Source organism: Pseudomonas sp. W17 (assembly GCF_040268305.1).
GTDB classification, from domain to species: Bacteria; Pseudomonadota; Gammaproteobacteria; order Pseudomonadales; family Pseudomonadaceae; genus Aquipseudomonas; species Aquipseudomonas protegens.
Map to the genome: position 1 here is coordinate 808,596 of NZ_CP158490.1, position 14,930 is coordinate 823,525.

11 protein-coding genes are annotated in these 14,930 nt (G+C 64.6%); 4 read left to right on the plus strand and 7 right to left on the minus strand.

Features of this window, described 5'->3' with window-relative positions; translation table 11 throughout:
* The first annotated feature begins 29 nt into the window (after nucleotides 1-29).
* Nucleotides 30-440, plus strand: coding sequence for a response regulator (locus ABCR88_RS03580; protein WP_015634016.1), 411 nt, complete (start codon nucleotides 30-32; stop codon nucleotides 438-440).
* 75 nt (nucleotides 441-515) lie between these two features.
* Here the strand turns inward: ABCR88_RS03580 and ABCR88_RS03585 are convergent, their stop codons facing one another.
* Nucleotides 516-2,192 carry a POTRA domain-containing protein gene (locus tag ABCR88_RS03585; RefSeq protein WP_041115749.1) on the minus strand — a complete coding sequence of 559 codons (1,677 nt, stop codon included), beginning with the start codon at nucleotides 2,190-2,192 and terminating at the stop codon, nucleotides 516-518.
* Nucleotides 2,193-2,384: 192 nt separating this feature from the next.
* Nucleotides 2,385-3,995: a collagen-like triple helix repeat-containing protein gene (locus tag ABCR88_RS03590; RefSeq protein ID WP_041115751.1), complete on the minus strand. Its 1,611-nt coding sequence runs from the start codon at nucleotides 3,993-3,995 to the stop codon at nucleotides 2,385-2,387.
* Nucleotides 3,996-4,408: 413 nt separating this feature from the next.
* On the opposite strand from ABCR88_RS03590, the gene ABCR88_RS03595 reads away from it, so the two are divergent.
* Entirely contained in the window at nucleotides 4,409-4,858 is a 450-nt protein-coding gene (locus tag ABCR88_RS03595; protein ID WP_041115753.1) for a DMT family transporter, read from the plus strand.
* Between the two features lie 6 nt (nucleotides 4,859-4,864).
* Here ABCR88_RS03595 and ABCR88_RS03600 read toward each other — a convergent pair whose 3' ends face one another.
* Both ABCR88_RS03600 and ABCR88_RS03605 read right to left on the minus strand, forming a co-directional pair.
* Entirely contained in the window at nucleotides 4,865-5,719 is an 855-nt protein-coding gene (locus ABCR88_RS03600) for a MaoC/PaaZ C-terminal domain-containing protein (RefSeq protein ID WP_325985490.1), read from the minus strand.
* 2 nt (nucleotides 5,720-5,721) lie between these two features.
* The gene (locus tag ABCR88_RS03605; RefSeq protein ID WP_015634020.1) at nucleotides 5,722-7,074 is read right to left on the minus strand and encodes a 3-oxoacyl-ACP reductase; all 1,353 of its coding nucleotides are present in this window, start codon (nucleotides 7,072-7,074) and stop codon (nucleotides 5,722-5,724) included.
* Between the two features lie 130 nt (nucleotides 7,075-7,204).
* Between ABCR88_RS03605 and ABCR88_RS03610 the strand changes: the two genes are divergently transcribed.
* Nucleotides 7,205-8,482, plus strand: a complete 1,278-nt coding sequence (locus ABCR88_RS03610) for an acetyl-CoA C-acetyltransferase (RefSeq protein ID WP_015634021.1) — start codon at nucleotides 7,205-7,207, stop codon at nucleotides 8,480-8,482.
* An 83-nt stretch (nucleotides 8,483-8,565) separates the two neighbouring features.
* Here ABCR88_RS03610 and ABCR88_RS03615 read toward each other — a convergent pair whose 3' ends face one another.
* Nucleotides 8,566-10,512 carry a methyl-accepting chemotaxis protein gene (locus ABCR88_RS03615; protein ID WP_011059076.1) on the minus strand — a complete coding sequence of 649 codons (1,947 nt, stop codon included), beginning with the start codon at nucleotides 10,510-10,512 and terminating at the stop codon, nucleotides 8,566-8,568.
* A 443-nt stretch (nucleotides 10,513-10,955) separates the two neighbouring features.
* On the opposite strand from ABCR88_RS03615, the gene ABCR88_RS03620 reads away from it, so the two are divergent.
* A complete protein-coding gene (locus ABCR88_RS03620) occupies nucleotides 10,956-11,852 on the plus strand; it encodes a PA4780 family RIO1-like protein kinase (protein WP_011059077.1) in 897 nt (298 codons plus the stop codon).
* A 246-nt stretch (nucleotides 11,853-12,098) separates the two neighbouring features.
* Here ABCR88_RS03620 and cueR read toward each other — a convergent pair whose 3' ends face one another.
* Together cueR and ABCR88_RS03630 are read right to left on the minus strand one after the other, a co-directional pair.
* Entirely contained in the window at nucleotides 12,099-12,503 is a 405-nt protein-coding gene (cueR, locus tag ABCR88_RS03625; RefSeq protein WP_011059078.1) for a Cu(I)-responsive transcriptional regulator, read from the minus strand.
* The gene (locus tag ABCR88_RS03630) at nucleotides 12,500-14,896 is read right to left on the minus strand and encodes a heavy metal translocating P-type ATPase (RefSeq protein WP_350404134.1); all 2,397 of its coding nucleotides are present in this window, start codon (nucleotides 14,894-14,896) and stop codon (nucleotides 12,500-12,502) included. Before ABCR88_RS03630 ends, cueR begins: the two co-directional genes overlap by 4 nt.
* Between the last annotated feature and the right edge of the window lie 34 nt (nucleotides 14,897-14,930).

The window sequence follows — 14,930 nt, forward strand, 5'->3', positions numbered from 1 at the left end:
TGCATGAAGTTCACACCAGGGTACCGTCCATGACTTCCCCATCCTCACGTCAGCAACTTCTTCTGGTCGATGACGAAGAGGATGCATTGCTGGAACTTGCCGAACTGCTCGAAGGCGAGGGCTTCTGCTGTTTCACTGCCACCTCGGTGAAGCTGGCCCTGGACCACCTCACCCGGCATCCGGATATCGCCCTGGTAATCACTGACCTGCGCATGCCCGAGGAAAGCGGCCTATCGCTGATCAAGCGCCTGCGTGAGCACACCGCGCGCCAGCACCTGCCGGTGATCGTCATGTCGGGGCATGCCGACATGGATGACGTCAGCGACCTGCTGCGGCTGCAGGTCCTGGACCTGTTTCGCAAGCCGATCTACCACGTGCGCCTGCTGGAAACCCTCAACAATCTGTTTCCCGAACCCCGGCTGCATGTCGTTGGCCCCTGACCCCAGGGTTTGGCCGGTGCTGTCCTGGCGGCAAAAAAAGACCCGCTCGAAAGCGGGTCTCAGTCATCCGGATGTTCAAAGTTGATAGCTGAAGCTCAAGGTATAGCGTGGCTTGCGGTTGTAGGTGTCGAGGGCTTCATCGGACATCGGCTTGGCCGCTTCCAGGGCGATGTTGTAGTGCTTGGCATCACCGAAACGCAAACCGACCGCGGCGGATGACAGGCTGCTGCCCCTGACCGGCAACTGGTTGAACCAGGTCTTGGAGCGGTCCAGCACCACATAGGGCTGCAGCACACGCACCCAGGGCCCCTCGCGGTTGAAACTGTAGTTCACTTCGTAGGCCACGCCCCAGCCCTTGTCCCCGGTCGCCTGGTCATCGGGGTAGCCGCGAGCGAAGTTCTGCCCGCCAAAGGACGCCCGCTCGCTGTCGGGCAGGTTGTCGTTGCTCCAGTACCAGGCGGCGGAAAGCACGCCTTGCCAATTGTCCAGGAAACGATCGCTCTGTACCCCGGCCAGGCGCAGGCGGAAGAAATCCAGATCATAGAGGCTGTTGTTGGTCTCGGCGCCCATGCTGTCCAGGCCCCGATACAGGCCGGCGCTGAGAATCCGCAGTTGGCGCGGATCGGACTTGCTCCAGTCCGCCTCAAGCGCCAGGGCGCGGATGTCGGTTTTTTCTTCCAGGGTCAGCGGGCTGTTGCTGACCCGGTAACGGGTCTTGTCATTTACCGCATACAGGCGTGTGCCGGCGGTGAGCATTTCATTGGGCGAGGCGATGAAAGGGTGGCTGACGCCGATGGAAAAGCGGTCGTTCTCCCGATGGGGCTCCAGCTCGATCCCGTTGTCCAGCTGCACGTTGCTCCGTGGGTCGGCGCGGTAGCGAGCGCCGTAGAGGCTCAGTTGCGTGCCTTCCGAACCCAGCAACTGGCTGTAGTCCAGGCGGTAGTAGTGTTCCTTGTCGTGGCCCGGCGGGAACAGCCCGCTGAGGCTGAGCTGTTCGCCCCAGGCGGTCTGCGAGTTGCTGGTGATGCCCACCAAGGCCTGCAGGCCGTTGCGGTTGTCGTCGGTGCTGTTGAGGGTGGTGGCGATGGCCTTGCGGCTGGCCACTGCCACCAGTTGGGTTGCGCCGTCGGTAGTGCCCGGTGGCGGCACTACCGCCTGCAGGGTGACCCCGGGAACCTTGCTCATCAGTGTGGTGTAGCGTTCGAAGGTCTTGCGGGTCAGCGGGCGCTCGGCCTTGAGCTTGCTCACCAGTTTGTCCAGGTAAGCGGATACCGGGCCTATATCGCCCTGCAGCTGGTAGTCCCGAATGTAGCCTTCCACCAGCACCACCCGCAGCACGCCCTGGTCGAAGTTCTGCTGTGGCATGAAGGCGTAGGACAGCAGGTAGCCGTCGTTCTGATAGCGCCGGGTGATGTTGCGCGTGGCCTCGATCAACTGGCCGAAGCTGGCCTCGTGGCCGAGCAGTGGCTGGTAGATCGCTGCCAGTTCTTCGAGGGGGTAGACCGTACCGCCCTCGATCTGCACCTGGCGCACCGTGACCTTGGTGCCCATCATCAGCGGCTGCTGGCCTTGCGGCGCAGTGGGTTGCTCGGGCAGTTGCGGTTGCGGGGTTGCCGGGCGGTAGGCATCCACCGGCAGGTTGGGTTGGGGCAGGTTGTTGATGCTGTCATTGCTGTTGAGAAAGCGCGGAAGGGAGTCGGCGTAAACGGAGGTACAGCATCCAACTAACAACAAACTGGCCAACGTGCGCATAGGACACTCCATGGTCGAGCCGCAGCGGTGTAGAAAGTTCCTGGCTCCAGTTGCCGCTCGGGTCTTGGCCACAATCTGGCTCTGGATGCTTGTCTCTGGATAAACAAAAAGGCGAGAGACTCGTGGGAATCTCCCGCCCTCAACCAAGCGTAGGCGCTGCAGGTGAGGCCGTCGAATCGGCCAGGTGCAAAATTATTTCTTGTTGCCGCCCAGGGCGCCGGTCAGGCCGCCGAGCACTCCACCCAGGCCGCCATTGAGGCCCGCACCGGCAGAGGCACTGCCACTGGCGCTGGCGTTGGCGCCTACGCCAAGGCCACCGAGCAAGCCGCCACTGGGCGCTGTGCCGCCGTTGACCAGGCCGCCAACCGAAGCCACGGTGTTGCCCACGGCTCCAAGGGTGCTGCCCAAGGCGGTACCTATCGGATTGGCGCCACTATTGCTGGCCACGCCCGCACCTACGTTGCTGACTGCGCCGCCCACCTGGCCTAGAAGACTGCTGGTCGGGCTACCCAGGCCGGTAGCAGCACCTACTTGCTGAGTCAGGCCGGCAACCGAACTGGTGACGGGGTTCAATGCCGAGCCCAGGCTCACTCCGACGCTGGCCAATGGTGCAGTGACTACCAGGTTAGGGGTACCGCTGCCGCCTAGAGCGCCGCCTACCGAGGCGATCAGGTTGCCGGCTGCCGCTCCGGTGACCCCGCCTGCGCTAACGGTACCGTTGGTATTGCCGGCATTCAGGCCGTTGCTCAAGTTGGCCACTGCACCGCCGACAGTTTCCAGCAGGCCGTTGTTGCCGCCGAGGCCACTGCCATTCCCGGTTCCGCTACCCGAGTTGCTCACATAACCGCCGGCAGTGCCCACGGCCGTACTTGCGTTGCTCAGGGTGTTGCCCAACAGATTTGTTACAGGGTTGCCGTTGCCAGCGTCAGTGATCTTGTTACCGGTGCTGTCCACGGCCTGAGCTACGCCATTGAGCAGACCTTTTACAGGGGAGCCAAGACCGGTGGCGCCGCCGATATTGCCGGTCACGTCTTCCGCCAGGCTGACCACTGGAACCAGTACCTTATCGCCGACATTGTCGGTCAGTGTTCCCAGAGGTCCGCTGCTGGTGACGGTGCTCAGGGTATTACCGAGCATGGTCACCCGGGTGCCTACGCCGCCGACTACCGGAGCCACCCTGGTCACCAGGCCACCCACCACCGGAACGCTCTGGGTGGTGGTTGCCAGTTTGCCGCTGAGGTCGGTGACCCCGGTGCCCACATCGCCGACCACATTGCCGACGGTGGCAGTGGTCTTGCTCAGTGCCTTGGGATCGGTGCCCAGTTTGCCCAGGCCGTTGGTCAGGCCGTCACCGACGGTGTCCACCACGTTGCCGGTGGTGTTGACGGCGCTTTGTACCACGCCTCCAACCACAGGTACGGTGGCCAGGGAAGTGCCCAGGCCGCTGACACCGGTACCGACGCCGCTGAGGGTGGTACCCAGATCCGAGACCAGGCTGCTGGTCGTCAGGGGAGTGGTGGTACCGCCAGTTCCTCCGGTTCCGCCAGTGCCACCTGTGCCTCCGCCAGTGCCGCCGGTACCACCTGTGCCTCCACCGGTACCACCAGTGCCACCTCCAGTGCCTCCTGTTCCGCCTGTGCCGCCACCAGTGCCACCGGTGCCGTCAGTACCGCCGCTGGCACTGGCTGGCGAGCTGCTGCCACCACTTTTATGACCGCCACCACCGCCGCTGCAGCCTGCCAGGCTGAGGGTCAGGATCATGGTTATTGCCGTTAACGCTTTCCATCCGAATTGAGTTTTCATGTCTGGTATTCCTTGCACCTATTACAACGTTCGTTGTTTTCGATAGCTCTCCAGTTCTTGCGCTGGAGATACCTTCGTCCGTTGTCTACATAAAAGGCGCAGGGAATAAATTGAACAATTATGAACTTGGTATTAATGACTTATTTTTGCTCGGTTTATTGATTTACAAGTAGCTAGTCTCAAAGTATTGGTTGGCGCTCCTAGTGTGTGATGAATTGTTTTAAAACAATGATTTGGTGTTTTTTAGTGTCCTTGGGAAGTGCTCGTTAAACTAAAGTTATATATATACAATTAATAGGCTGTTTTTGTGCAGAGTTCGCGGTACTTGCACTTTCCCGTTGGGGTTTAGTGGCTGGCAGGGGGATGGGGGGCCTGGTTTATACTGCGCCGCCCAAAACTCTCTGGAGCTCAATATGCAGATGCCGGTCTGGTGGCTGCTGTGCCTGCCGTTTGTTGCCGGGGCCTTTCTCGCCCTGCAAGCCGGAATCAACGGTCAACTGGCCAAGCAGGTCGGCGGGGTGCTGGCTGCGGCCCTGATCTCTTTTTTTGTCGGCACCGCGGCGCTGCTGGTGCTGGTGGTGCTGCAGCGCGAAATGCCGACCCTGGGTGCCCTCAAGGGCCTGACCTGGTGGCATTGGTGCGGCGGCCTGCTGGGGGCGTTCTTCATTACCACGGCCGCCTTTGCCGGGCCGCGGGTCGGCGCCCTGCTGTTCATGTCGCTGGTGCTGGCCGGCCAGTTGAGCATGGCTCTGGCGCTGGACCACTTTGGCTGGGTGGGGTTTCGGGAAGCGCCGGTCAGCCTCGGCAAGATTGCCGGATTGCTGCTGATCGTCGTCGGGGTGGTGCTGATCCGCCGGGGCTGAGGCCACTCAGGCGATTGGCTGCCAGTTGCCCAGCATATGCTGCAACTCGCCGCTGCCCAGCAACTGCAGTTCTCCGCTTGAACCCCCGGCACTGGCCAGCAGGCGCACTTCGCTGGGCAGCAGCACGGGCTTCATGAACTGCACCGTCACTTCGATGTTCGCTGCTGGCAGATGCTCGCTCAGGGCTGCCAGGGTGCGCGCCTTGTTCCACAGGCCATGGGCGATGGCCTGGGGAAAGCCGAACAGCCGGGCGCTCCAGGCGCTCAGGTGGATCGGGTTGTAGTCGCCGGAAACCCTGGCGTAGCGCCGGCCGATATCGCGCTCGGCGCGCCAGCAGGCGACTTCGCCGAGATTGTCGGCGTTGGGCAAGTGTTGGCTGGAAGGTTCTCCCACCAACTTGACTCCACGGCAGAGCATGCGGCTTTGCGCTTCCCAGAGGGGGCCCAGCAAATCGTCCACTGTGGTCACCAGGTCGAATGTTGCGCCTTTGGCGTGGGGTTGCAGGTTGCACACCTGGACCCCGATTCGAACGCTGCTGACATTGCCCATGGGGCGCAACACACGAATCCTGTTGCCCAGGTGAATCAGCCCCAGCAGTGGAAATGGAAAGTCCCGGGCAGTAAGCAGTTGCATCTGCAAGGGAAACGCCAGCACATGGGGGTAGGTCGCGGGCAGCAAGCCGTTATCGGCAAAGCCGCAGACCTTGCGGTAGCCCGCCAGTTGCCCGGGGGCCAGGCTGATCCAGCAGCGCAGGCCGTATTCGGGTAACTGCGTGCCGTTGATCCGTCGGCGCATTGCCGCTTTGAGAAACAGCGGCGGCAGGGACGCGGGCAGGTTCAGTTCGTGCCAGTGTGCAGTCATTTTCAGGCCCCCAAGAGACTTTGTCCGCAGACCCGCAGGGCCTGCCCGCTGACGGCGCCGCTGCCCGGCTGGCCGAGCCAGGCCACCGCTTCGGCAACGTCCTGAGGCAGGCCGCCCTGGCCCAGGGAACTCATGCGCCTTCCAGCTTCGCGCAGGGCGAAGGGCACCTTGGCGGTCATCTGGGTCTCGATGAAGCCCGGCGCCACGGCATTGATGCTGATATCCCGGGCGTGCAGCAGCGGCGCCCAGGCCTGGGCCAGGCCAATCAGCCCGGCCTTGCTGGCGGCGTAGTTGGTTTGCCCGCGGTTGCCGGCGATGCCGCTGATGGAGGCCAGCAGGATCACCCGGCCATGGTCGTGCAGGCGTGCGCTGTCCAGCAGGGCCTGGGTCAGCACCTGGGGCGCATTGAGGTTCACCGCCAGCACCGCGTCCCAGTATTCCGGGGTCATGTTGGCCAGGGTCTTGTCCCGGGTGATGCCGGCGTTGTGCACCAGGATGTCGATGCCCTCCGGCAGTTGCTCGATCAACTGTGCCGGAGCGTCTTCGGCGCAGATGTCCAGGCAGATGGCGCGGCCGCCGAGACGGGCCGCCAGGGCTTCCAGATCGGCCTTGACCTGGGGCACGTCCAGCAGCAGGACCTGGGCGCCGTCCCGGGCCAGGGTTTCGGCGATGGCCGCACCAATGCCGCGGGCGGCGCCGGTGACCAGGGCCTTGCGCCCGGCCAGCGGGCGGCTCCAGTCCTGGACCTGGGTCGCGCAGGGCTGCAAGCGGATCACCTGCCCGGAAACGTAGGCGCTCTTGGGCGAGAGAAAGAAGCGCAAGGCGCCTTCCAGCTGTTCTTCTGCTCCGGCTGCCACATACAGCAATTGCAGGGTGGCGCCGTTGCGCAGTTCCTTGGCCAGGGAGCGGCTGAAGCCTTCCAGGGCGCGCTGGGCGCTGGCGGCGAAGGGCTCGTCAAGGGTTTCCGGGGCGCGTCCGAGGATGACCAGGTGGGCGCTGGGCTCGAGGTTTCTCAGCAGTGGCTGGAAGAATTCCCGCAATTGCTTGAGCTGGTCGGTGTGCAGCAGCTCGCTGGCGTCGAACACCACGGCCTTGAGCCTGGGCCCGTGGCCCGGAATCCATGGGGTGGCCAGGGACGGGTCGGCGCCATAGCTGTAGATGCCATCGGTCAGGCGCGGCGCCAGGGCGGCCACCTGTTGTGCCAGCGCGCCGCCGCCGAGCAACAGCGCACCTTCGATAGGCCGCAGGCGACCGGCTTGCCAGCGCTCCAGGCGTACCGGCGACGGCAGGCCAAGAGCCCCGACCAGGCGCTGGCCGATGGACGAGTTGGCGAAGTCGATATAACGGTCAGACATGGAACGCACTCCGAAGGTTGGGGTTCAAAGTGTGGACCATGAATGGCCCGGGGTCGTTCGATCGGCCAGATCCCTCCTACGCTGGAGGAGGTACCCACCGCAGTCGCACTCACAGAATAGGGAGCTTTCCATGACACAGCTGCGTCGCGTCGCGATTATCGGCGGCAACCGCATCCCCTTCGCCCGTTCCAACGGCCCCTATGCCACCGCCAGCAACCAGGCGATGCTCACCGCCGCCCTGGAGGGCCTGATCGAGCGCTACAACCTGCACGGCCTGCGCCTTGGCGAGGTGGCCGCCGGTGCCGTGCTCAAGCATTCCCGGGACTTCAACCTGACCCGCGAATGCGTGCTCGGCTCACGGCTTTCGCCCACCACCCCGGCCTACGATATCCAGCAGGCCTGCGGCACGGGCCTGGAAGCGGCGCTGCTGGTGGCCAACAAGATCGCCCTGGGGCAGATCGACTGCGGCATCGCCGGCGGGGTGGATACCACTTCGGATGCGCCGATCGGGGTCAACGAAGGCCTGCGCAAGATCCTGTTGCAGGCCAACCGCGCCAAGAGCACCGGCGACAAGCTCAAGACCCTGCTGCAACTGCGGCCCCATCACCTCAAGCCGGAACTGCCGCGCAATGGCGAGCCGCGCACCGGCTTGTCCATGGGCGAGCACTGCGAGCAGATGGCCAAGACCTGGAACATTGCCCGCGCCGATCAGGATCAACTGGCCCTGGAAAGCCATCAGAAAATGGCCGCCGCCTACGCCGAAGGCTGGCAGGACGACCTGATCACTCCCTTCCTCGGCCTGACCCGGGACAACAACCTGCGCCCGGACCTGACCCTGGAAAAGCTCGCCAGCCTCAAGCCGGCCTTCGACCGTAGCGCCAGCGGCACGCTGACGGCGGGCAACTCCACGCCCCTGACCGATGGCGCCTCGCTGGTGCTGTTGGGCAGTGAAGCGTGGGCCAGGGAGCGGGGCCTGCCGGTTCTTGCCTACCTGCGCGACGGCGAGGCCGCGGCGGTGGACTTCGTCAACGGCGCCGAGGGCCTGCTGATGGCCCCGGCATACGCCGTGCCGCGCTTGCTGGCGCGCAATGGCCTGAGCCTGCAGGACTTCGACTACTACGAGATCCACGAAGCCTTCGCCGCCCAGGTGCTGTGCACTCTCAAGGCCTGGGAAGACCCCGAATACTGCAAGGCCAGGCTGGGCCTGGAGGCACCTCTGGGCAGCATCGATCGCGCCCGGCTCAACGTCAAAGGCAGTTCCCTGGCGGCAGGGCACCCGTTTGCCGCCACCGGCGGGCGCATCGTCGCCAACCTGGCGAAGCTGCTGAGTGTGGCGGGGCAGGGGCGCGGGCTGATTTCCATCTGTGCCGCGGGCGGCCAGGGTGTGACGGCGATCATCGAGCGCTGAGGTTCGTGGCCTTCCCCGGCACGCAGGCTCCTACACAGAAATGCCGCCCATTCGTAGGAGCCGGCTTGCCGGCGAAAGCGTCTTCAGGTCTTGAAGCGCCGTACCAGGGCGTCCAGCTCATTGGACAGCCCCGCCAGGCTCTGGGAGTCCAGGCGCGCCGAGTTCGCCAGTTCCGCCACCAGTTGCGCATCGCCATGGATCTGGCTGATGTGCCGGTTGATGTCTTCCGCCACCTGATGCTGCTCTTCGGCGGCGGTGGCGATCTGGGTGTTCATGTCGCGGATCACGTCCACCGATTCGCGGATCTGCCCGAAGCTGTTGCGCGCCAGGCCGATGCGGTTCACCGACTGCTGGGACACTTCCAGGCTGGCGTGCATCTGCTGGGTCACGGCGCTGGTGCGTTTGGCCAGGTTGCCCAGCAGCCCGTCGATCTCGGCAGTGGAGTCGGCGGTACGCTTGGCCAGGGCCCGCACCTCGTCGGCCACCACGGCAAAACCGCGACCCTGCTCCCCGGCCCGGGCGGCCTCGATGGCCGCGTTCAGCGCCAGCAGGTTGGTCTGTTCGGCGATCGAGCGGATGGTGCCGAGGATCGACTGGATGTCGGTGCTGTCGCGTTCCAGTTGCTGCATCGACTGCGCCGACTGTTCGATCTCCTGGCTCAGGCGATCGACGCTGTGCACCGCGTCATCGATCTGCTGCTGGCCTTCCCGGGCCTGGCGCTGGCCACTGTCCGCCGACTCGGCGGCCTGGCTGCAGGAGCGGGCCACTTCGTTGGCGGTGGCGACCATTTCGTGGAAAGCGGTGGACACCATGTCCACCGCTTCGCGCTGGCGCCCGGCGGCTTCGGCCATGTCGCTGGAGACCTGGGTCGAACTGTGGGAAGTGGCGAGGATCTTCTGCGCGGCCTGGCCGATGCTCTGGATCAGGTTGCGGATTGCTGCCAGGAACTGGTTGAACCAGTTGGCCAACTGCGCGGTTTCGTCGCTGCCACGGATATTCAGGCTGCGGGTCAGATCGCCTTCGCCTTGGGCAATGCCTTCCAGGCCACTGGCCACGCCGCGGATCGGCCGCACGATGAGGCTGGCGAAACTCGCCCCGAGCACTGCGAACAGCACCGCCAGGATCGCGGCAATACCGGCGATGATCCAGGTCAGCTGGGTGGCCGCGCCCATGACTTCGTTCTGCTTGATCAGGCCGATGAAGGTCCAGCCCAGTTGCTCCGAAGGCCAGACGTTGGCCATGTAGTGCTCGCCGCCCAGCTCCACCTGCACCAGGCCCTTGCCGGCCTTGGCCAGTTGCGCGTAACCCTCGCCGAGGCTGCCCAGGGCCTTGAAGTTGTGCTCCGGCTGCTTGGGGTCCACCAGCACCGTGCCGTTGTTTTCCATCAGCATCAGGTAGCCCGATTCGCCCAGCTTGATCTGTTTGACGATCTCGGTGAGCTGCTTGAGCGACACGTCGACTGCGACCACGCCGCCCTGGGGGCCCAACTGGTTGGCCAGCGAGCGCACGGTGCTGACCAGCACCGCATCGTCGCTGGCCCAGTAATAGGCCTCGGTGCGCAGGGTCTTGCCCGGGTTGGCCTGGGCGGTCTTGTACCAGGGGCGTACGCGGGGGTCGTAGTTGGCCAGCTTCAGGTCGGCGGGCCAGGAGACGTATCCGCCGTTGCTCACGCCATAGGACACATAGGAATAGGCAGGATGGCTGGCGGCCATGGCGGCGAACAGCTCGAAGATTCGTTTGTCCTGCTCGCCTTCCGGTGCCTTCGCGGCATCGGCGCTCATCCAGGTCTTGAGGTTGTCACCGGCCTGGGTGATCAAGGGTTGAGCGGCCAGGTAATCGATGTTCTGGCTGATGCCTTCGAAGAACAGCTGCATGGCGTTGGCCACTTGGCGGATCTCGCGGCCGCTGCCGTCGACGAAGGTGTTTTCGGCCTCGCTGCGCAGGTTGATCACCACCAGCGTGGCTACCAGCACCACGGGCAGGCTGGCGATGACGGCAAAGGCCCAGGTCAATTTCTGTTTGATGTTCATCCGCGCTCCAGTTTTTTGTAAGACCACGAAGTGCAGGCGACTCGCGGATTTATCGGCAGCTTGAAAGATGACGCTGATTGCATCCCTGGGGTGAAGTCGAGCCCGCGGCGATCGAACCTTGGCCGGTGGCTGACGTCTTTATTGGATTGTCGGACAAACTCCCTGTCTCTCTGAGGGCTTCGGCTGGCGCCGAGCAATATTGAGCCGCAGGCAGAAAAAAACTTCCGCGGGCAGGCCCGCGAAGGGGTTGGCTTGAGTGCCACTGATGGACGGTTGCGGACGCCGTCTCGGCTATGATCCTTGGCGGCGTCGATGGATTGATCTGGCACATTGAGTGCATTGCTGTCGCTCGGTGGTCGGCAGCCCTTTCCCGTCGTGGGAGGATTGCCGTATAACGAGTGACTTTCGCGTGTTTGGTAACAAGGGACCCACAATAAAAGCTGATGAAGACTCCAAAACGCATTGAACCGCTGATTGAAGACGGTCTGGTAGACGAGGTGCTGCGCCCACTCATGAGTGGTAAAGAGGCAGCTGTGTATGTGGTGCGCTGCGGCAACGAGCTACGTTGCGCCAAGGTCTACAAGGAGGCGAACAAACGCAGTTTCCGTCAGGCGGCGGAGTATCAGGAGGGGCGCAAGGTTCGTAACAGCCGTCAGGCGCGGGCCATGGCCAAGGGCTCGAAGTTCGGGCGCAAGGAAACCGAGGACGCCTGGCAGAACGCCGAAGTGGCGGCGTTGTTCCGTCTGGCCAATGCCGGGGTGCGGGTGCCCAAGCCGTTCGACTTCCTCGAAGGTGTGCTGTTGATGGAGTTGGTGGCCGACGAGTACGGCGATGCGGCGCCGCGGCTCAACGATGTGGTGCTGGAACCGGACCAGGCCCGTGAATATCACGCCTTCCTGATTTCCCAGATCGTGCTGATGTTGTGTACCGGCCTGGTGCACGGTGACCTTTCCGAGTTCAACGTGCTGCTGACCCCGGATGGCCCGGTGATCATCGACCTGCCCCAGGCGGTGGATGCTGCCGGCAACAACCATGCCTTCAGCATGCTGGAGCGTGACGTCGGCAACATGGCGTCCTATTTCGGGCGTTTTGCCCCGGAACTCAAGGGCACTCGGTATGCCAAGGAAATGTGGGCCCTGTACGAAGCTGGCACCTTGCATCCGGGCAGCGTGCTGACCGGCGAGTTCGACGACCCTGAAGAACTGGCGGATGTCGGCAGCGTGATCCGCGAGATCGAAGCGGCGCGCCTGGACGAGGAGCGTCGCCAGGCAGTACGCGCGGCGGATGATGCGCCGCCGGGCAAATCCGAAGAACCACCGCCTCCGCCCTGGATGCAGTGATGCCATAAAAAAATCCGGCCTTGGCCGGATTTTTCATTCCCGCAAACTACCCGGCCCCTGGGCCCCTGGGCCCCTTGACCCCTTGCACCTTGTAGCCGCTGCCGAAGGCTGCGCACGGCCCGAAGGGACGCAGGGATCTTGAGGGCGCCGAGGTCTGGCGGGAGATCGCCAAGCAAGGTCCTGCGGGCCTTTTCGCAGCCTCGCCCAGGGCTCGGCAGCGGCTACATGGGGCGGCAGGTCACAGGCTCAGGATCCGCAGCAACTGCCCGAGGCCAGTTCCTTGAGGATCGGGCAGTCCGGGCGGTGGTCGCCCTGGCAGTGCTCCACCAGGTCCTGCAGGGTGTCGCGCAGCCCTGCCAGCTCGCGGATCTTCTGGTTCAACTCGTCGATATGCTGGCGGGCCAGGGCCTTCACATCGGCGCTGGCCCGCTGCCGGTCCTGCCACAGGGTCAGCAGCTTGCCCACCTCCTCCAGGGAAAACCCCAGGTCCCGGGAGCGCTTGATGAAGGCCAGGCTGTGCAGGTCGTCATCGCCATACAGGCGATAGCCGCTGTCACTGCGATGGGCGGGCTTGAGCAGGCCGATGGACTCGTAGTAACGGATCATCTTGGCGCTCAGGCCGCTCTTTCGGGCTGCTTGGCCGATGTTCATTCGGCGTTCTCCAGGTCTTTGGGTTTCCAGGTTTTCAACAGTAGCGCATTGCTGACCACGCTGACGCTGGACAGCGCCATGGCCGCCCCGGCGAGCACCGGGTTGAGCAGGCCGAAGGCCGCCAGCGGGATGCCGATCAGGTTGTAGACGAAGGCCCAGAACAGGTTCTGGCGAATCTTCGCGTAGGTCTTGCGGCTGATTTCCAGGGCCGCCGGGATCAACCGTGGATCGCCGCGCATCAGGGTGATGCCGGCCGCATGCATGGCCACGTCGGTGCCGCCGCCCATGGCGATGCCGATGTCCGCCGCCGCGAGGGCCGGGGCGTCGTTGATACCATCCCCGACCATGGCCACCACGCCGGTCTTTTTCAGCTCGGCCACCGTGGCCGCCTTGTCCGCCGGCAGCACTTCGGCGTGCACGTCGGTGATGCCCAGGGCGTCGGCCACCACCTTGGCGCTGCCGCGGTTGTCGCCGGTCAGCAAATGGCTGCTGATATGCCGTGCATTGAGTTGCTGCACCGCCTGCAACGCGCCGGGCTTGAGGGTGTCGCCAAAGGCGAACAGGCCCAGCACCCGGGATTGCGGGCTCTGCTCGATCAGCCAGGACAGGGTCCGGCCTTCGTGTTCCCAGTCCCTGGCTGCCTGGGCCAGATCGCCGGGGTTGAGGCCGCTTTCTTCCAGCAGGCGGCGGTTGCCCAGGGCCAGTTGGCGGCCCTCCAGGGTGCCGGCGATACCTCGCCCGGTGAGGGACTGGCTGGCGCTGACGTCAGCCACCGGCAGTTGGCGTTCCTGGCACAGGTCCAGCACCGCCTTGGCCAGAGGGTGCTCACTGCCGCGCTGCAGGGCACCGGCCAGTTGCAGCACGCTGTTTTCATCGCCTTCCACCGCCTGCATATGGGCGATACGTGGGGTGCCGGAGGTCAGGGTGCCGGTCTTGTCGAAGACCACCGAACTGACTTCATGGGCCCGCTCCAGGGCTTCGGCATCCTTGATCAGGATGCCGTGGCGGGCCGCCACGCCGGTGCCGGCCATGATCGCCGTGGGCGTGGCCAGCCCCAGGGCGCAAGGGCAGGCGATCACCAGCACCGCCACGGCGTTGATCACCGCGGTTTCCAGCGGTGCGCCGTGCAGCCACCAGCCCACCAGCGTGATCAGCGCCAGCACCAGGACAGTGGGCACGAACACCTGGCTGACTTTATCCACCAGTTTCTGGATCGGTGCCTTGCCGGCCTGGGCGTCTTCCACCAGGCGAATGATCCGCGCCAGCACGGTTTCCGCCCCCAGGGCCAGGGTGCGCACCAGCAGCCGGCCTTCGCCGTTGATGGCGCCACCGGTGACCTTGTCGCCGGGTTGCTTGGGCACGGGCAGGCTCTCGCCGCTGATCAGCGCTTCATCGGCATGGCTCTGGCCTTCGATGACTTCGCCGTCCACCGGAAAGCGCTCGCCGGGCTTGACCAGCACCAGGTCACCCAGGCGCAAGGCGCTGATCGCGACTTCCTGTTCGCGGCCGTCGATGACCTGGATCGCTCGTTCCGGACGCAGGGCTTCCAGGGCGCGGATGGCACTGGCGGTCTGGCGCTTGGCGCGGCTTTCCAGGTATTTGCCCAGCAGCACCAGGGCGATTACCACCGCCGAGGCCTCGAAGTACAGGTGCGGCATGCTGCCCGCGGCGGCGGTGGCCCACTCGTACAGGCTCAGGCCATAGCCGGCGCTGGTGCCCAGGGCCACCAGCAGGTCCATGTTGCCGCTGCCGGCGCGCACGGCCTTCCAGGCCGCGACATAAAAGCGTGCACCGAAGATGAACTGCACCGGGGTGGCCAGGGCGAACTGGGCCCAGGCCGGAAGCATCCAGTGCAGGCCGAACGGCTGCACCAGCATCGGCAGCACCAGGGGCAGGGCCAGGAGGATGGCCAGCACCAGGCTCCAGCGCTCGCGTCGCAGGTTCTGCTGTTGCTCGTCGCCCTGTTTCTGCTCGGCCTGCCACAGGCTGGCGGAGTAGCCGGCCTGGGTCACGGCATTGATCAGCAGCGTCGGGTCGACCTGGCCCAGCAGTTCGACATGGGCACGCTCGGTGGCCAGGTTGACGCTGGCGCTGCGGACGCCGGGGAGTTTGTTCAAGGCGCGTTCGACTCGCCCGGCGCAGGTGGCGCAGGTCATGCCGCCGATGCTCAGTTCGACGGCTTGCACCGGCACGCTGTAGCCGGCGTTTTCCACGGCTTCCAGCAGGGCCGGCAGGCTGTCTTGCGGTGCTTCGACCCGAGCCTGTTCCGTGGCCAGGTTGACGCTGACCGTGCGAATGCCGGCGACCTTGCCCAGGGCACGCTCTACGCGCCCGGCGCAACTGGCGCAGGTCATGCCGGCAATCGGCAGGTCGAAAGTGGTTGATTCAGGCATGGCGACGCTCCCTGTGAATGTTGCCTACAGGATC